This window comes from Pseudomonas sp. 14P_5.3_Bac1 (assembly GCF_025466135.1).
Taxonomy (GTDB): domain Bacteria; phylum Pseudomonadota; class Gammaproteobacteria; order Pseudomonadales; family Pseudomonadaceae; genus Aquipseudomonas.
In genome coordinates this window covers 57,132-74,940 of record NZ_JANLOF010000081.1, presented here as the reverse complement: position 1 = coordinate 74,940, position 17,809 = coordinate 57,132, and the positions used below count along the sequence as shown (strand labels likewise).

15 protein-coding genes and 1 pseudogene are annotated in these 17,809 nt (G+C 59.5%); 6 read left to right on the top strand and 10 right to left on the bottom strand.

Translation table 11 applies throughout. The annotated features are described in order from the left end of the window. Positions 1 to 91: 91 nt before the first annotated feature. Positions 92 to 451, top strand: coding sequence for a PilZ domain-containing protein (locus NTD89_RS22560; protein WP_145165394.1), 360 nt, complete (start codon positions 92 to 94; stop codon positions 449 to 451). A 69-nt stretch (positions 452 to 520) separates the two neighbouring features. Here NTD89_RS22560 and NTD89_RS22555 read toward each other — a convergent pair whose 3' ends face one another. Genes NTD89_RS22555 through NTD89_RS22530 form a run of 6 tightly spaced genes read right to left on the bottom strand, consistent with a single transcriptional unit; the run spans position 521 to position 7,188 of the window. After that, positions 521 to 1,852, bottom strand: a complete 1,332-nt coding sequence (locus tag NTD89_RS22555; protein ID WP_262209798.1) for a DUF58 domain-containing protein — start codon at positions 1,850 to 1,852, stop codon at positions 521 to 523. Positions 1,853 to 1,859: 7 nt separating this feature from the next. Continuing rightward, positions 1,860 to 2,855, bottom strand: coding sequence for an AAA family ATPase (locus tag NTD89_RS22550; RefSeq protein WP_242199955.1), 996 nt, complete (start codon positions 2,853 to 2,855; stop codon positions 1,860 to 1,862). Further along, positions 2,852 to 4,009, bottom strand: coding sequence for a DUF4350 domain-containing protein (locus tag NTD89_RS22545; RefSeq protein ID WP_262209796.1), 1,158 nt, complete (start codon positions 4,007 to 4,009; stop codon positions 2,852 to 2,854). Before NTD89_RS22545 ends, NTD89_RS22550 begins: the two co-directional genes overlap by 4 nt. After that, positions 4,006 to 5,532: a DUF4129 domain-containing protein gene (locus tag NTD89_RS22540; protein ID WP_262209794.1), complete on the bottom strand. Its 1,527-nt coding sequence runs from the start codon at positions 5,530 to 5,532 to the stop codon at positions 4,006 to 4,008. Before NTD89_RS22540 ends, NTD89_RS22545 begins: the two co-directional genes overlap by 4 nt. Next, positions 5,519 to 6,499 carry a stage II sporulation protein M gene (locus NTD89_RS22535; RefSeq protein WP_262209793.1) on the bottom strand — a complete coding sequence of 327 codons (981 nt, stop codon included), beginning with the start codon at positions 6,497 to 6,499 and terminating at the stop codon, positions 5,519 to 5,521. Before NTD89_RS22535 ends, NTD89_RS22540 begins: the two co-directional genes overlap by 14 nt. Continuing rightward, positions 6,496 to 7,188 carry an RDD family protein gene (locus tag NTD89_RS22530; protein ID WP_262209790.1) on the bottom strand — a complete coding sequence of 231 codons (693 nt, stop codon included), beginning with the start codon at positions 7,186 to 7,188 and terminating at the stop codon, positions 6,496 to 6,498. The genes NTD89_RS22535 and NTD89_RS22530 overlap by 4 nt, the downstream gene beginning before the upstream one ends. A 167-nt stretch (positions 7,189 to 7,355) precedes the next feature. Between NTD89_RS22530 and sbcB the strand changes: the two genes are divergently transcribed. Next, positions 7,356 to 8,783, top strand: a complete 1,428-nt coding sequence (gene sbcB / locus NTD89_RS22525) for an exodeoxyribonuclease I (RefSeq protein WP_262209788.1) — start codon at positions 7,356 to 7,358, stop codon at positions 8,781 to 8,783. A 90-nt stretch (positions 8,784 to 8,873) separates the two neighbouring features. On the opposite strand, the gene mvaT is transcribed toward sbcB, so the two are convergent. Then, on the bottom strand, positions 8,874 to 9,248 hold the full coding sequence (mvaT, locus tag NTD89_RS22520; protein ID WP_005790963.1) for a histone-like nucleoid-structuring protein MvaT: 375 nt from the start codon (positions 9,246 to 9,248) through the stop codon (positions 8,874 to 8,876). A gap of 349 nt (positions 9,249 to 9,597) precedes the next feature. Between mvaT and purU the strand changes: the two genes are divergently transcribed. Together purU and NTD89_RS22510 are read left to right on the top strand one after the other, a co-directional pair. Then, a complete protein-coding gene (gene purU, locus NTD89_RS22515) occupies positions 9,598 to 10,446 on the top strand; it encodes a formyltetrahydrofolate deformylase (protein WP_005790961.1) in 849 nt (282 codons plus the stop codon). 78 nt (positions 10,447 to 10,524) lie between these two features. Further along, positions 10,525 to 10,695 carry a hypothetical protein gene (locus NTD89_RS22510; RefSeq protein ID WP_242199966.1) on the top strand — a complete coding sequence of 57 codons (171 nt, stop codon included), beginning with the start codon at positions 10,525 to 10,527 and terminating at the stop codon, positions 10,693 to 10,695. A 36-nt stretch (positions 10,696 to 10,731) separates the two neighbouring features. Here NTD89_RS22510 and NTD89_RS29580 read toward each other — a convergent pair whose 3' ends face one another. After that, complete coding sequence (locus tag NTD89_RS29580; protein WP_370004806.1) at positions 10,732 to 11,496, bottom strand: methyl-accepting chemotaxis protein; 765 nt, start codon at positions 11,494 to 11,496, stop codon at positions 10,732 to 10,734. Between the two features lie 93 nt (positions 11,497 to 11,589). Further along, a pseudogene (locus NTD89_RS29575) lies at positions 11,590 to 12,624 on the bottom strand (cache domain-containing protein); the annotation flags it as partial. Between the two features lie 204 nt (positions 12,625 to 12,828). On the opposite strand from NTD89_RS29575, the gene NTD89_RS22500 reads away from it, so the two are divergent. Next, positions 12,829 to 14,307 (top strand): DUF853 domain-containing protein, encoded by a 1,479-nt coding sequence (locus NTD89_RS22500; RefSeq protein WP_262209784.1) that lies wholly within the window; start codon positions 12,829 to 12,831, stop codon positions 14,305 to 14,307. Here NTD89_RS22500 and NTD89_RS22495 read toward each other — a convergent pair whose 3' ends face one another. Further along, entirely contained in the window at positions 14,308 to 14,766 is a 459-nt protein-coding gene (locus NTD89_RS22495; RefSeq protein WP_145165373.1) for a DUF721 domain-containing protein, read from the bottom strand. A 307-nt stretch (positions 14,767 to 15,073) separates the two neighbouring features. Here NTD89_RS22495 and secA point away from each other — a divergent pair, with 307 nt between their 5' ends. Then, entirely contained in the window at positions 15,074 to 17,809 is a 2,736-nt protein-coding gene (gene secA / locus NTD89_RS22490) for a preprotein translocase subunit SecA (RefSeq protein WP_262209781.1), read from the top strand.

Sequence of the window (17,809 nt, the reverse complement as noted above, 5' to 3'; positions counted from 1 at the left end):
GTTGGCACACCGAGATCCAGGGAGAGCGAGCCATTGGCTCGTTCCGAATCACTGGACCGGCCAGGGCATGGCCATTGGATGGCGATCTCACATGTTTACCCACCGACGGATCGAGCGGCACCAGCTACCTTGCTTCCTGCAGGTATTCAACCGTGTTACCGATAAACCTATCGGTTTTCTGGGCAACGCGTCCGAAAGTGGGCTGATGTTGATCAGCCAGTTGCCCATGATGGTCGACGTGGATTTCGAGTTGCGTCTGAAAATTCCTGGCCCGACCGGCGAGTGCCAGGCAATTGACCTGACCGCGACCTGCTTGTGGAGCCATGAAGACATCAACCCGCAGCACTACGACTCGGGGTTCAGCGTGATCGAGGCGGGCGAAGAGTACAGCCAGCTGATCAGCGCCTTGTTGAATTACTTCAGCTTCGATCCGTTACAGGCATCCGCTTAGGCATTGAACGTGTTGGCCCGGGTTGGATCGTTAGCCCGGCCTTGGAAATGTGTTTGTGTCAGCACGCGTTTAGAACACTCCGGCTTTTTTCCAACCCAGATAACGCGTGACGAGCGCGGCCCCCAACGCTGATGGCGGCGTGTCCAGTACGGATAACCCATGGGCGCTCAACCGGTCATGGAGTTCGTTGCGTGCATTGAGGTAGTCGACCGTCCCGCAATAAGCCAATGCTTCGGGCAGGGTTTGCACCGGGGCCTGGCGCAAATCATCGAGTACTTCCTCCCGCAGGCTGGCCACCAGTACCCGATGCTGTCGGCTGATGCGCTTGACCGCTGTCAGCAGAGCTTCATCGTCCTCATCGCGCAGATTGGTGACCACGATCACCAGCGCCCGGCGTTTTTGCCGGGCCAGCAGTTGGCTGGCCGCAGCTTGATAGTCGGCCGTGCGGCGGGTGGTATTCAGGTCGTACACCGCATTGAGCAGCAGGTTCAGCTGGCCGCTGCCCTTGACCGGCGCCAGGTAACGCGGCTGGTCACTGGCAAAGGTGCTCAGCCCCACGGCATCGCCCTGACGCAGCGCGACATAACTGAGCAACAGGCAGGCGTTGAGTGCATGGTCGAAATGTGACAAATCGCCGTCCTGACTGCGCATGCGTCGACCGCAATCGAGCATGAACACAATCTGCTGGTCGCGCTCGTCCTGGTATTCACGGGCGATGGGTGTGCGTTGTCGTGCGGTGGCCTTCCAATCGATCTGGCGCAGGCTGTCACCCTCGCGAAATTCGCGCAGTTGGTGGAATTCCAGCCCCAGGCCCCTTCGCTGGCGTTGGCGCACGCCGAGTTGGCTGAGCCAGTTATCCACACCGAGCAACTGTGCGCCGTATAAGTGAGCGAAATCCGGGTAGACGCGAGTCGTATCGCTGACCTCGACAAATTGCCGTGCCGACCATAGCCCAATGGGGCTGGGCAGATGAATTTCACAGCGGCTGAAGCTGAAGTGTCCACGGCGCAAAGGCCGCAGGCGGTAGCCCAGTTCGCTGTGTTCACCGGGGCGCAGTTCAATGCTTTGGGGCAGGTTTTCCATGCTCAAGCCGTCAGGAACATGATCGAACACCTTCACTGTGATTGGTTGCGAGTGATCGTGCGTCAGGGTCAGGCGCACTTCCCCCCAGCGTCCGAGTGCCAGGCTGCCCGGCATTTGCCGTTGTACTTGCACACCGGGGCGACGCTTCAGGCGCACGGAATCCAGCAGCGCCAGCAGCAACAGCGCCAGTAACAAGCCCCAGGCTATCGAGTGCAGCGTGTCGGGCACTTTAAGCTGCAGCGCCGTTGCGGCGCCGAGCAGGATGTTCAGGCCCAGCAGCACGCTCAGCCAGCTGAGCAACAGGCGGGTCGGCTTCATGGACGAGTCACTGCCGGGGCGCCGCGATCTGGTCCAGCAGTTGCTGGAGCACTTGGTCTACCTCGAGCCCGTCGATGTCCAGTTCCGGCGCAATGCGCACCCGGTGACGCAATACAGCCAGCGCGCACCCCTTGATATCGTCAGGGGTGACGAATTCACCGCCACGCAACAAAGCGCGTGCCCGTGCCCCGCGAACCAGGGCGATGGAGGCCCGAGGGCCGGCGCCGATGGCCAGCCCAGGCCACGTGCGGGTGGCTCGCGCCAGGCGCACGGCGTAGTCGAGGACTTGCTCATCCAGCGCCAGTTCGCTCGCAACCTGCTGCAGGTGCAACACGTCCTGGGCCTGCAGCACTGTACGTAGCGGGTGCACATCGAGCATGTCTGCCCGGGACGAGCGAGTCACTTCGCGCACCATCTCCAGTTCTTGCCGAGCATCGGGGTAGTCCATGCGCACCTTGAGCATGAAACGGTCGAGTTCGGCTTCGGGCAGGGGGTAAGTACCTTCCTGTTCGATAGGGTTCTGGGTCGCCAGCACCATGAAGGGCTGACCGATAGGCAGCGCCTCGCCTTCGAGAGTGACTTGGCGCTCCTGCATGGCTTCAAGCAAGGCGGCTTGAGTCTTGGCCGGAGCGCGGTTGATTTCATCGGCCAGCAGCAAGTGAGTGAACAGCGGCCCCTTGCGCAGCTTGAACTGCTCGGTGTGCAGGTCATACACGGCGTGGCCGGTGACATCGCTGGGCATCAGGTCCGGTGTGAACTGGATACGTGCGAAATCGCCACCAAAGCAACGCGCCAGGGCACGCACCAGCAACGTCTTGCCCAGGCCGGGTACGCCTTCGAGCAGGACATGCCCGCCAGCGATCAGCGCGGTCAGTACGTCGTCGATCACCTGATCCTGGCCAATCACCGCCTTGCGCAGTTCAACGCGCAGGGCCTGTGCCTGCTGGCTGGCGTGTTGAAGGCTTTCGGCGGTAGGGGCAGTGGCTGCAGGGAGTTCGCTCATAGGGCATTCCTGAGAGTTTGCAGGCATGCCACCTGACGGCTGAAATCGGCGCTGGTGAGCCGTTTTGCCGGGAGTGGGCCTAGGGCCTGACTGATGATGTGGGAGGGTTGGCGCGTCAGGCGTTCAAGTACCTGCCACTGTTGAGCGGTGTCGAGGTGTTCAAAGCCAGGGTGACGTCGGCGGGCAGCGCGCTGAATGTCACGCTGCAGGGCGTGCAAGAGCGTGCCCTGGCCGGTGCGGCGCAGCAGGAAATCGGCGCTGGCCTTCAAATGCTCCTGCAACTGCCGACGTGCCCTGGGCGCAGGCGCCTGGATCGGGCCCTGGCGCATGCCGGTCTGCCAGAGTGCCAGGGCAATCAGCGCCAGGAGTGCCACCAAGGCTTGGGGGAAATAGCGCATCAACAGGGTCAACAGGCTGTCTACGTCGCTGTTGAACAACAAGGTCACGCCAGTACCTTGGTTGAGGTACCACAGCAGCCAGGCGTTATCGTGTTGGCCGATGCCCGGGGTTTTCCACAGCTCGCTGTCGGTTACCACGGTTACGGTGCCGTGCCCGAGGTTGCGTTGCATGAGATGGCTGGATTTGGCGCTGTTGGCTGAAAACTGTGCCAGGTGTTTGGGATCGGTGAGGTTGAAGTCGGTATCGAAACTGAAGTACGCCGGGGCGGTTTCATTGTCGACGTAGAGTTTGGTCAGGTCCGGCGTTTTCTTTTTGCGCGTCGTGGCTGGTTCATCGAAGGTTTCGCTCAATGTCTGGTGGATGTTCAATCGATCAAGCAGCAGGTCGCCGCTTTTACCTGTCTCTTCATCCCACAGCGCTTCGGCGACCAGCAGCAAATGGCCACCGGACTTCGCCCACTCCAGCAGTTGATCCACCTGACGTGGCGTCATGTTGGCGCGATCACCCAACAGCAGAAGGCTGTGGCCTTGTGGCGGGAGGTGAGCGAGGCGTTCAAGGCTATTGGCATGCTCGACGCTCAGGCCTTGCTGGCGCAGAAAGTACTCTGCTGCCAAATAGGGATTCTCCCGCGCTTGGGGCGATGGGCCGCGATCAACCACTTCGTCATAAGGGATCGCCTTGTGCCAGGCATAAAATGCACCGGCCCCCAGCAGGCACGCCAGCAGTACACCTGCCCACAGTAACAGGCGGTTCATTGCCCGGCGTCCGACTTGAACAACGCACGCCAGTCGCTGCAGAGCTTTTGCTGGGCGGCGAGCGGGGGCAGCCGGTGGCCGTAGGCCAGGTTCTGCCAGTGGCGTGTCAGCTCATCACTGAACACCAGCAGCTGTGGTTGTTGTAATTGGTGAACACGCTCCAGGACCTGGCCTTCGGTGTCGGCGGTTTTCAGTTGCATGTTGTAGTCATGCAACAGGTGGCTGAGCAGGCCTCGGTACAGAAGGCTGAGGGCTTGCCGTGGTTGTGTGGGCCATAAGTGTTCGGCAGTGCTGGCGATGTCGTCGGGCAAAGTGTCTATGCCCAGTTCCAGGCCGAATAACTGCGTTGGAGCGGGCTTGGTAACCCTGGGTTGACTGATTGCGCGCCGACTGACAAAAGCCTGCAACCCGTCGCGGTAGTGCCAGCCGAGCAACGCGAGGCCTCCAATCAACAGGCTCCACAGGAGTATTTCCAATCCTTGGCCTAGGTGTTTGAAGGTGTTGCTGTTGAGATGATCGAGCAGTGCCTGTAACCATCCGGGTAATTTGCCATCACCGTGCGCGGTGCCTTTGGCCGCAGGCTGGTCTTCGCCGAAGCGATAGCGGGTGACGGTTTCCGGGTTCTTGAACGGGGGGAGGGCCAGCAGAGTCTTGATGGATTGACTCGCGGCCGGGGTGCTCAGTTGCTTTGGGCTACTGGACTCATCCGCCATGACCTGTGGGCTGGCCTGCAGCATCAGTCCGACCGCCAACAGCAGTAGCGTCGCCACGCTGCCCAGGCGCTGGCGTAAACGCCGGAATACCAGTTCCAGGTCCCAGGCCTCCAGCACGGTACGGCGGTTGAGGTACAGGCTGAAACCGCAGGCGACGTAGATAGGCTCCCAGAACACCAATATCAGCGCATAGAACGCGTTGCCCAGATGCTCCAGCCACAGCGCTTGCGAACGGGTGGCGAGCGCCAGCCGTTGCCAGTCCCAATCCCGTTCAAGTTGTTCAGGAATGAAGAGGTAGAACAGCGCCATGCAGCCAAACCACAGGCCGATTTCCAGGTGCGTGCCAATGATTGTCAGCCAGCGCGCGGCCCCTGCGTTGCGTTGTAACAGCACGCCAAGGCGGTGTTGACGCGCCTGGCCACCCAGGCCTTCGAGTTGGCTCACTGGCAGCACGAAACTGCGGCTCAGGCTCAGACGCCGCCAGGTCAGGCTGACCAGCAGCTGGCTTTTTAGCAGTCGTGGCCAATGGCGCACGGCTTGTTTGACGCTGGGTGTTTCACCAAACAGTGCCTTGGACAGGATGTACAACGGCAGCCGATCGAACGCCGGTTTGAGCCACCAAAACAGAAAAACAGCGGCAAAGGGAGACTCCCATAACAACACGGTGAGCAAGGCGAATATCGGCAAGCTCACCAGCGCCCAACTGCTCATCAACAGCCAGCGATGCTCCCTGGCCATCAACACGCCAAGGTCCATGGCCTCCCAGGCAGTGCGGGGGCGAATTACCACGCTGGCGTCACTCAGGCGCATGGTGAGCCCGCCCTGCAAGAATCAGGTAAGCGGCCACCAGCAGCCAAAGCGCGGCGCCCACCAGGTATTTGATCCAAGGTGTGATAGCGGTGGTGGAAGACCAATACGCCTCTATCAACGCAGCGATCAGCAGGAACACCATCACACCGCAGAGCATCTGCACGCTTTTGCGCGCCGCCAACCGCAGGGATTCGCTGCGAGCGAGCGGTCCCGGCGCGATCAGCGACCACCCCAGTTGCAAACCAGCAGCGCCGGCCAGGGCGATGGCGGTCAGCTCGAATGCAGCGTGGCCGATGACAAACGACCAGAAGGTCTGGCCATAGCCAATTTCGGTGAGATGGCCGCAGATTGCGCCGATGATCAAACCGTTGAAAATCAGAAAAAACACGCTGCCCAGGCCAAACAGCAAACCGGCTGCAAAGGTCTGGAAGGCGATGCCGATGTTGTGCATCACGTAGTAGCCGAACATCATCCAGTTTTCGCTGGAGGCTCGCTCGGCGGCGCGCCCAAGGCGGCTGGCAGCGGGGTCGTACATGCTTTGCATCTCGGCGACCTGCTGGGCGCTGACGATGCTGTAGATCAGGTCGGGAAACAGGTAAACCAGCAGGGCTATTCCCAGCAGGCTGCCGAAAAACAACAGGCCGGCGATTAACACGAAGCGCCATTGCTCTCGTACCAGGCGCGGGAAGTCGGCCAGGACGAAGCTCAGAACCTTCGCTCCCAATTGACTGCGATGGCGATAGAGCTGCTGGTGGCCGCGCAGGGCCAATTGCTGCAGCGGATCTACCAGATAACTGCTGTAGCCACGCGCCTGTGCCAGCGCGAGGTGCTGGCACAGGCGTCGATAGTGATGGGGGAAGTCCGCCACGTCGCTGGCCTTGGCCTTGCCTTGCTCCAACTGTGTCAGTTGCGCCGCAAAGGCTTGCCACTGGGGCTGGTGACGGCTTTCGAACAGGCTCTGCTTCATGTCGGCCCCAACAAGCCACGGGCCACACCATTGAGTTGCTCTACGGCGCGTACAGGGGACACCTGCAGAGGGGCCGCGAGGATGGACGCCAGTTCATGCACCCGTTCGGTAGAGAGTTCGCCCTGGCGTTCGGCGAAGCCGAGAATGGCGCGCTGCTCGCTCAGGTCAAGGGCGAAGGGCAGGCGCAACGCAGCCGCTTGGGGTATCCGAGGGCGGGCCAGTGATTGTTCGCGGTAGATCACCAGGGTGCCGGCGGCGAGGTCGCCGAGCCGTTTGAAATGAGGGTGTTGCAGGCAACTGATGGCGCCGAGGAAGTAGCCGAAGGGCAGCATGTCGACAAAGCGCAGCAGGTTGCGGATCAGCGAGGCGGACCAGCCGACAGGCGTGCCATCGTCCTGTACGACCCGCAGGCCCATGACCTGCTTGCCTGGAGAGCAGCCTTGATTGAGCACTTCGAACAAGACCATGTACCACCAGCTGACCAGAAACAGCAGCAATGAACCCAGGCCAATACCAATATTGCCCAACAGGGCCAGCGGCACGAGCAGGATGCCCATGACCAAGCCACGCAAGCCCAGGTCGAAAGCAAAGGCCAGTACCCGCGGCGGCAGGCCTGCCGGACGCAAGGGCAGATCTATGCCTTCAGGGGTCTCGATCTGGTAGCGGGTATCCAAAGGGTTTTTCGGCATTGCGATCCCTGGCAGTGCGAAGCGGCTAAGAGACACGGATGCTAGCAGTGTCGCCGGTGGAAGCAACCATTCAAGGTTTTGCTGGATATTTGTACAGCCAAGGTATCGCTGGCCCCGGACGGCCAACAGCGCCTAGACTTTGCCGGTCTTCAGCACAGGAATAACCCGTGACCTCCATTTTCTGGTACGACTATGAAACCACCGGCATCAACCCGCGCAGCGATCGCCCGCTTCAGGTTGCCGGTATTCGTACCGACCTCGAACTCAACGAGATCGGCCCGCCGGTCAACCTTTATTGCCAGCTCAGCGACGATATCCTGCCTCATCCGGCCGCCTGCGCGATCACCGGCATCACCCCTGACATTCTGGCGGACAAAGGTCTGGCCGAAGCCGACTTCATGACCCGAGTGCATGCCGAACTGGCCGCACCGGGCACTTGCGGTGCCGGTTACAACACGTTGCGTTTTGACGATGAAATGACGCGCTACAGTTTGTATCGCAATTTTTTCGACCCTTACGCCCGTGAATGGCAGGGCGGCAACAGTCGCTGGGATTTGATCGATGTGGTGCGCACGGCCTACGCACTTCGCCCGGAAGGGATCGTCTGGCCAGAGCAGGATGGGCGCGTCACTCTCAAGCTTGAGCGTTTGACCGCCGCCAACGGAATCGATCATGGCGAGGCCCACGACGCGTTGTCGGACGTGCGAGCCACGATCGCCCTGGCGCGTCTGGTCCGCGAGAAACAGCCCAAGTTGTATGAGTGGCTGTTTCAACTGCGCAGCAAGCAGCGGGTAATGGATCAGGTACGCCTGCTGCAACCGATGGTCCATATATCCGGACGCTTTTCCGCCGAGCGTCACTACTTGGGCGTGGTGCTGCCGCTGGCCTGGCACCCGCGCAATCGCAATGCATTGATCGTCTGTGACCTTGGGCTGGACCCGCAGGGGTTGCTGGATCTGGACGCCGATACCTTGCGCCAGCGCCTCTACACGCGCCGTGGCGATCTGGCGGAAGGCGAACTGCCAGTACCGCTCAAGTTAGTGCATATCAACCGCTGCCCGGTCGTTGCCCCATTGAACGTGCTGCGGGCGCAGGACCGCGAGCGACTTCAATTGGATATGGACACGTGCCAGGCACGTGCACTGCGACTAACTGACGCACACGAAGTTTGGCGCGATAAGTTGGCGGCTATTTATGCCGAGGAAGATTTTGCGCCGAGTGCGGATCCCGAGCAGCAGCTCTATGACGGTTTTATTGGTGATCGCGATCGTCGTTTATGCGAACAAGTCCGGGCAGCCGAGCCTTTACATCTGGCCCATCAGCAGTGGCCATTTGATGATCATCGTTTGCCGGAATTATTATTCCGCTACCGCGCGCGTAACTTTCCTGACACCTTGAACAACGAGGAGCAACAGCGCTGGAAACTTTTCTGTCAGCAACGGTTGTCGAGTTCGGAGTGGGGCGCGCCGACTACCCTGTTGGCATTTAAACAGGCGCGCGAGGAGTTGGCTGTTAGTGCTACATCGTTTCAGTGTCAGGTGCTGGATCAATGGCAGGAGTATGCCGACTCTTTAGCCGCCCGGCTGAACCTGTAGTCAGGCATTGGAGAATATTCGGACAATAAAAAACGCCAGCAAGCTGGCGTTTTTTATTGTGTCGCTTATCAGGCGAGAGCCCGACCAGGCTTAGCCCAGCAGGGTAGCCCAGCCTTCAACCACGTCGCCGCCCCACTTGGCTTTCCACTCTTTCAGCGTCTTGTGGTTGCCACCTTTGGTTTCAATCACTTCACCGTTGTGTGGGTTCTTGTATTGCTTGACCTTGCGAGCGCGCTTGGTGCCGGTAGTTTTCACAGCGCCGCGGGGTGCTTTAACTTTCGACTCTGGATCCAGCAGCGCGATGATGTCACGCAGGGATTTGGAGTATTCACCCATCAGGGTGCGCAGTTTGCCTTCGAATTCCAGCTCGGTTTGCAGCTTGTCGTCTTGGGACAGGTTCTTCAAACGGGCTTGCAGCTCTTTGATAGCTTCTTCGGTGGCACGGTATTCGTTGATCAGAGACATGTGGACTACCTTATGTAGAGCGCGGATTGGCAGGAGAGTGGCCCAATAATAGTCAGGCACTAACCCCAAGTAAACATTTAAGGATGCATTTATGTGAATTACTTTGAATGTTTGTAGCGCTGCTACGCAATCGAGTTAATTAGTAGGTGGTAGACGTAAAGATAATCTCGTTTATTTTCCGACAATTGCCCGTGCATCACGTTGGACACGCATATAGCGTTGGTAAAACCTTACGCTATTAAGGGCTGTAGCCTGAGGGTGGGGGCAGAATAAGCCGTAAGGAATACTGCAGTTTTTCTGCGCAATCGCTAGAATGGCCGCCTTTGCGAAGTTCTGGAGTTTCCCCCTAATGCGCACTTTTCGGCTGGTGATTGCTTGCCCGGACCGGGTTGGCATCGTTGCCAAAGTCAGTAACTTTCTGGCCTCCCACAACGGCTGGATCACCGAGGCGAGCCATCACTCGGACGATCTCAGCGGTTGGTTTTTCATGCGTCACGAAATTCGTGCCGACACGCTGCCCTTTGGTCTTGAAGCTTTTCGTGAGGCGTTTGCGCCGATCGCCGAAGAGTTTTCGATGACCTGGCACATCACCGACACCGAACAGAAAAAACGTGTCGTGCTGATGGCCAGCCGCGAGTCCCATTGTCTGGCCGACCTGCTGCACCGCTGGCACAGCGATGAGCTGGACTGCGAGATCGCTTGCGTAATCTCCAACCATGACGACCTGCGCAGCATGGTCGAATGGCATGGCATCCCGTACTACCACGTGCCGGTCAACCCGCAGGACAAGGAGCCGGCCTTTGCCGAAGTTTCCCGCCTGGTTAAGCAGCACGAAGCGGATGTGGTGGTGCTGGCGCGCTACATGCAGATTCTGCCGCCGGAACTGTGCCGCGAATATGCCGGCAAGGTGATCAACATTCACCACAGCTTCCTGCCGTCGTTTGTGGGTGCCAAGCCGTACCACCAAGCCTCCCTGCGTGGCGTGAAGCTGATTGGCGCAACGTGCCACTACGTCACCGAAGAACTGGACGCCGGCCCGATCATCGAGCAGGACGTGGTACGCGTCAGCCACAGCGACAGCATTGAAGACATGGTGCGTTTCGGCCGTGACGTCGAGAAGATGGTGCTGGCCCGTGGCCTGCGTTATCACTTGGAAGATCGCGTGCTCGTGCACGGCAACAAGACCGTAGTGTTCTGATACAGGTCTTGAAGAAGCACAGGCCTGGGCGTTAAATCGTCCCAGGCCTTTTTTTTTGCTGCTATTGGGGATTGATCAATGAGCGATCCACTCGACAAAGCCACCTCCCAAGCCCCGGCGACGCTGGGGGAGGGGTGTTTAAGTCGATATGACCCGGATGACCTGGATGCTGAGGACGGCACCGAGTTTCCGGGTGCCGCTGAGTTGTGGGAGCGCGAACAGGCCAAATCCGAGCCTCCGGAAAAATAACGGCCCGCCGCTCTAAAAAAACGGCGGGCACTGGGCTCAGATTCGGAAACTGCCCACCAACTGTTTCAAGCGAGCGGCCTGTTGTTCCAGGTCGGTGCAGGCGCGCAGGGTGGATTGCAGGTTTTCCACGCCTTCCTGATTGAGGGTATTGATCTCGGTAATGTCCATGTTGATCGACTCCACCACCGAGGTTTGCTCCTCGGTGGCGGTGGCCACTGACTGGTTCATGCCGTCGATCTCGCCAATGCGCTGGGTCACGCTGTTCAAGCGCTCGCCGGCCAGGTTGGCGATTTCCACGCTGTCCTGGCTGTGGCGCTGGCTTTCACTCATGGTGCTGACCGAGTCGCGCGCGCCGACTTGCAGTTCCTCAATCATCTTCTGCACTTGCTGCGCCGACTCCTGAGTGCGATGGGCCAGGTTGCGCACCTCATCGGCCACGACCGCAAACCCGCGCCCGGCTTCCCCGGCACGCGCCGCTTCGATGGCGGCGTTCAGTGCCAGCAAGTTGGTTTGCTGGGAGATGCTGGTGATCACCTCCAGAATTTGCCCGATGTTCACAGTCTTGCTGTTCAGCGCTTCTATATTGCTGCTCGAAGCACTGATCATCGCTGACAGTTGGGTCATTGCCTTGATATTGCGATCCACCACCTGTTGGCCGTCTTCGGCCAAGTGCCGCGCATCGCTGGCCTGGCTGGAGGCTTGTGCGGCGTTGCGCGCGATTTCCTGGGCGGCGGCGCCCAGTTCGTTGATGGCGGCGGCGACGCTGTTGGTGCGGTTGGCCTGCTCGTCAGAGTTGACCATCGAGGAATTGGAGGCACTGACCACGCGCAAAGCGACTTCGTTGACCTGTTCGGTGGCCGAGGACACTTCGCGGATCGAGGTATGAATCCGCTCCACGAAGCGGTTGAAGGCAATGCCCAGCGTGCCGAACTCATCGTTGTTCTGGATGGTCAGGCGGCGGGTCAAGTCGCCCTCGCCATCGGCGATGTCCTGCATCGCGCGGGTCATTACGTGCAGGGGTTGCAACAGCACGCGGATGAGCATGCCCAGCAGCGCAATGATGATCACCACCGCGATGATCGTGGCGATGATCGCCGAATTGCGGAACTCGCTGAGCATGGCGAACGACTTGTCTTTATCCACCGAAATGCCCAGGTACCAGTTCACCGAGGGCAGGCCCTTGATCGGTGTAAAGGTCACGATGTTGTCTTTACCGTTGGCTTGAACTTCACTGAAGTCAGTACTGATCTTCGGCGTGTGATTGGGGTACATGTCGGCCAGGGTCTTCATCACCAGGTTTTTGTCCGGGTGCACGAGCACTTTGCCATCGGCACTGACCAGGAACGCATAACCCATGCCGCCGAAGTTCAGCGCGCCAATGTTATCCACCAGCGTTTGCAGACTCAGGTCGCCGCCAACCACGCCGATGCTCTGGCCAGTTGTGGTGGTGCTGGGGGTGGCGACCGAAATGATCAGTTTCCCGGTGGCGGCATCAATGTAGGGTTCAGTCAGGGTTGAGCCATTGCTGGACTGGGCGCCCTTGTACCAGGGGCGCACCCTTGGGTCGAAGCCATCGGGCATCTTGGTGTCGGGGCGGATGGTGAAGGCGCCTTTGCTGTCGCCCACGTAGGTGGCCATGAACGAGGACGTCAGGGCTTTCTGTTCCAGCAGGCCGGCGACCACGACGGGTTCAGGGTTGATGGCAATGTTCTGTGCTGCGTTTTCCACCAGCGCTATGCGCCCGGTGAGCCAGGTTTGAATATTGCTGGCGGTGACGTCGCCCATTTCATGCAGGTAATTATTGAGGTCGTCGCGAATCGCGTTGCGTTGCAGGTAGTCGTTGTAGAGGGTAAACAATGCGAAGGCGGCGATGACGATAAGGGCGGCTGCAAGCAGGATTTTGTGGCTGAAGCGCAGGTTTTTATTCATGGCTTGAAGGGTCCGCTAAGGTCTTGGTATCCGAAGCGCGTCCTCATGGGATGCGCAAAATGGCAGCGTCAAAAAAGGTGTGGTACTTCTGGTGATAGCTCTGTGAGTCCCTGTAGGAGCCATCCGACCTGTTTTTAGACTTTGTGGGTCTTACAATTATCTGTATCGACCTTGCGGCACTAAAGATTAACCAAAGGTGACGAAATGCCTGACTCCTCGCAACTCCTTATTGGCGCCGGCCCCGACGGCCAGCCCATCGCCCAGGCCATGCGCCTGGCCAACCGTCACGGCCTGATTGCCGGCGCCACGGGCACCGGCAAGACCGTCACCTTGCAGCGCCTGGCGGAAGCGTTCAGTGATGCGGGTGTGGCCGTGTTCGCCGCTGATATCAAAGGCGATCTATGTGGTCTGGGGGCTGCCGCGAACCCTCAAGGTAAAGTGGCTGAGCGCATCGCGGGCATGCCCTTCCTTAATTACACGGCGAAGGCTTATCCGGTAACGCTGTGGGATATCCACGGGCAGTCGGGTCATCCGCTTCGCACGACCATCAGCGAAATGGGACCTTTATTGCTCGGCAGCCTGTTGGAACTCACCGACAGCCAGCAGTCGGCACTCTATGCCACCTTCAAAGTGGCGGACCGCGAAGGCCTGCTGCTGCTCGACCTCAAAGACCTCAAGGCATTGCTCAACCATCTGCGCTATCACCCGCAGCTGCTGGGTGACGATGCCGCGCTGATGACCACCGGCTCCAGCCAGGCGCTGTTGCGGCGCTTGGCGGTGCTTGAACAACAGGGCGCTGAAGCCTTGTTTGGTGAGCCGGCCCTGCAGCTTGAAGATATTTTGCAGCCGGCCAGCGACGGCCGCGGGCGAATCCATCTGCTCGACGCCAGCCGGCTGGTGCACGAGGCGCCCAAGGTGTACGCGACTTTCCTGCTGTGGCTGCTGGCCGAACTGTTCGAGCAGTTGCCGGAGCGCGGGGATGCCGACAAACCGTTGCTCGCGCTGTTTTTCGATGAGGCGCATTTGTTGTTTGCCGACACGCCCAAGGCTTTGCAGGATCGACTGGAGCAAGTGGTACGCCTGATCCGCTCCAAGGGTGTCGGTGTGTACTTTGTCACGCAATCCCCCGCTGATTTGCCTGACACGGTCCTGGCGCAACTTGGTCTGCGTATTCAGCACGGCTTGCGGGCGTTCACCACGAAAGAGCAGAAATCCCTGCGCGCGGTAGCGGATGGCTTTCGGGCCAACCCGGCGTTCGACACCTTGTCGGTGCTCACAGAGCTGGGCACTGGTGAGGCACTGGTGGGCACCTTGCAGGAAAAGGGCACGCCGGAAGTAGTCCAACGCGTGCTGGTAGCGCCGCCGCAATCGCGCATCGGGCCGCTCAGCGAAACCGAACGCGCCGCGCTGATTGCCAACTCGCCGTTGCTGGGGCGCTATGACAAGCCGATTGATCGAGAGTCGGCCTATGAAGTGTTGATGGCGCGCAAGGAGCTCGGGCCGACTGAGGCAGCCACGCCTGCTGCCGAAGAACCGAGCTTTACCGACAAGGCCGGGGCGTTTTTGGGCACTGCGGCCGGCAAGGCACTCAAGTCAGCCATGCAACAGGCCGCCAATCAGATGGGCCGGCAGTTGGTGCGGGGTTTGTTGGGCTCGTTGCTGGGCGGCAGCAAGCGTAAGTAGCTATTCAGATTTGGGCTTGGCGTGCGCGGCCAATCGCTCCAGTGCTGCGCGCAAGCCCGGATCGCTGATCCCGTCGGCCGTTGCCTGAATGGTTTCGGCCGCATTTATCGACAGGTTGATGGTGTGCCCCACCGCGCCTTGCTGCACGGTCGGCGGCTGCACCTTGAACTGGATACGGGTCAAACTGGCAAATTCATCAAAGGCCATCAATTGTCGCTGCAGGCGTTTTTGCTGATAGCGCAAACGGGTCGCCCAATGACCGTCGGTGACAATTAACAGCAAATTTCCTTCGCGCCAGGACGCCACATGGCAATGTTCACGTGCGGCAGGTTGTAGCTGGCTTTCGACCAGGCGTTGCAAATGGCCCAAGCGTTGCGCATGGCCGAAGATGGCTTTCAACGGCTTGGCTTCGCGGAGCAACACGCTGGGCGCGCGGGCTGTAAGAGGGCGAAATGCCATGTTTAGACACCTTAAGTAACAGAGCCGCCATCTTAGCAGAAAGCGCCTGTGTGCCCCCCAGCCAATGCGTCACGCAGCGCTTTGCTCGTAAAATCAATAGGTAACTTCTGCGCCTGATGGGTTGAAGTTCCAGCAAAAGCCCTTATTTTAAACAGGCCCTCTCACAGCGCCATGCCAGCATCGGGGAATAACGCCACTTTCCTCACCCACGATTCCGGGTAGAATGCGCGTTCGCATGCGGCCGTGAGGGCTGCTCGGGCCACTCACGGTGCGCCCTCCATCCCTATGTGTGGAAGAACCTGCCGATATGTTTGCGCCTTTGTTAAAGAAACTTTTTGGAAGCAAGAATGAGCGCGAAGTTAAACGCATGCTCAAGACGGTGCAGCTGGTCAATGCTTTCGAAGAGCAGATGGTTGCCCTTTCGGACGAGCAATTGCGCGCCAAGACCCAAGAGTTCAAGGCCCGCATAGCCAAAGGTGAAACCCTCGACAAGCTGCTTCCCGAAGCCTTTGCGGTCGCCCGTGAAGCCGGTAAGCGTGTCATGGGCATGCGCCACTTCGACGTGCAGTTGATCGGCGGCATGACCTTGCATGAAGGCATGATTGCCGAAATGCGCACTGGTGAAGGCAAGACCCTGGTGGCAACCCTGGGTGTTTACCTCAACGCACTGTCCGGCAAGGGCGTGCACGTTGTGACGGTGAACGACTACCTGGCTCGCCGGGACGCCAACTGGATGCGCCCGCTGTATGAATTCCTCGGCCTGACCGTTGGCGTGGTAACGCCGTTCCAGCCGCCGGAAGAGAAGCGCGCCGCGTACGCGGCCGACATCACCTACGGCACCAACAACGAATTCGGTTTCGATTACCTGCGCGACAACATGGCGTTCAGCATGGAAGAAAAATTCCAGCGCGAACTCAATTTTGCCGTGATCGACGAAGTCGACTCCATCCTCATCGACGAAGCCCGTACCCCGCTGATCATCTCCGGCCAGGCCGAAGACAGCTCGCGCCTGTACACCGAGATCAACAAGTTGATCCCGCGTCTGGAGCAGCACATCGAGGAAGTGGAAGACGTGGTGACCAAAGAAGGTCACTTCTCCATCGACGAGAAGACCCGTCAGGTCGAGCTCAACGAAGCCGGTCACCAGTTCGTCGAAGAGATGCTGACCCAGATCGGCGAGCTGGCCGAGGGCGAAAGCCTGTACTCGGCCCACAACCTGGGCCTGTTGACCCACGTGTATGCCGGCCTGCGCGCCCACAAGCTGTTCCATCGCAACGTCGAATACATCGTCCAGGACGGTCAGGTCGTACTGGTTGACGAACACACCGGCCGTACCATGCCGGGTCGTCGTCTGTCCGAAGGCCTGCACCAGGCCATCGAAGCCAAGGAAGGGCTCAACATCCAGGCTGAAAGCCAGACGTTGGCCTCCACGACCTTCCAGAACTACTTCCGTCTGTACAACAAACTGTCCGGCATGACCGGTACGGCCGACACCGAAGCGTTCGAGTTCCACCAGATCTACAACCTGGCCGTGATGGTGATTCCACCGAACAAGCCGCTGGCGCGTAAAGACTACAACGACCTGGTGTTCCTGACGGCCGAAGAGAAATACGCGGCAATCATCAACGACATCAAGGACGGCATGGCCCAGGGACGTCCGATCCTGGTGGGTACTGCCACCATCGAGACTTCCGAGCACGTGTCCAACCTGCTCAACAAGGAAGGCATCGAGCACAAAGTCCTCAACGCCAAGTTCCACGAAAAAGAAGCCGAGATCATCGCCCAGGCCGGTCGCCCAGGCGCACTGACCATTGCCACCAACATGGCCGGTCGTGGTACCGACATCCTGTTGGGCGGTAACTGGGAAGTGGAAGTCGCGGCGCTCGAAAACCCGAGCCCTGAGCAGATCGCTCAGATCAAGGCCGACTGGCAGAAACGTCACCAGGCCGTGCTGGAATCCGGCGGCCTGCAGGTGATCGCCTCCGAGCGTCACGAATCGCGCCGTATCGACAACCAGCTGCGTGGTCGTGCCGGTCGTCAGGGTGACGCCGGTTCCAGCCGTTTCTATCTGTCGCTGGAAGACAGCCTGATGCGCATCTTCGCCTCCGATCGGGTGAAGAACTTCATGAAGGCCCTGGGCATGCAGTCCGGTGAAGCGATCGAGCACCGGATGGTGACCAACGCCATCGAGAAGGCCCAGCGCAAGGTAGAAGGCCGTAACTTCGACATTCGTAAGCAACTGCTCGAGTTCGATGACGTCAACAACGAACAGCGTAAAGTGATTTATCACATGCGTAACACGTTGCTGGCCGCCGACAACATTGGCGAGACCATTGCCGATTTCCGTCAGGACGTGCTCAACGCCACCGTCAGCGCGCATATCCCGCCACAGTCCCTGCCTGAGCAGTGGGATGTTGCCGGTCTGGAAGCGGCGTTGAAGAGCGATTTCGGTGTCGACCTGCCGGTTCAGCAGTGGCTGGACGAAGACGATCACCTGTACGAAGAAACCCTGCGCGAGAAGCTGATGACCGAGCTGCTGGCCGCGTACAACGAGAAAGAAGAGCAGGCGAGTGCCGAAGCGCTGCGCACCTTCGAGAAACAAATCGTACTGCGTGTGCTGGACGACCTGTGGAAAGACCACCTGTCGACCATGGACCACTTGCGTCACGGTATCCACTTGCGTGGTTACGCCCAGAAGAACCCGAAGCAAGAGTACAAGCGCGAGTCGTTCACGCTGTTCTCCGAGCTGCTGGATTCGATCAAGCGCGATTCGATTCGCGTGCTGTCCCACGTTCAGGTGCGTCGCGAAGACCCGATCGAGGAAGAAGCTCGCCTGCGCCAGGAAGCCGAAGCATTGGCTGCGCGCATGCAGTTCCAGCACGACGAAGCACCGGGCCTGGAAGCGCCTGAGGTGTTGGGCGAAGAGGTCGATGTGGCCTTGGCGCAAACTCCGGTTCGCAATGATCAGAAGCTGGGCCGCAACGAACTGTGCTGGTGTGGTTCGGGCAAGAAGTTCAAACACTGCCACGGCGAAATCAACTAA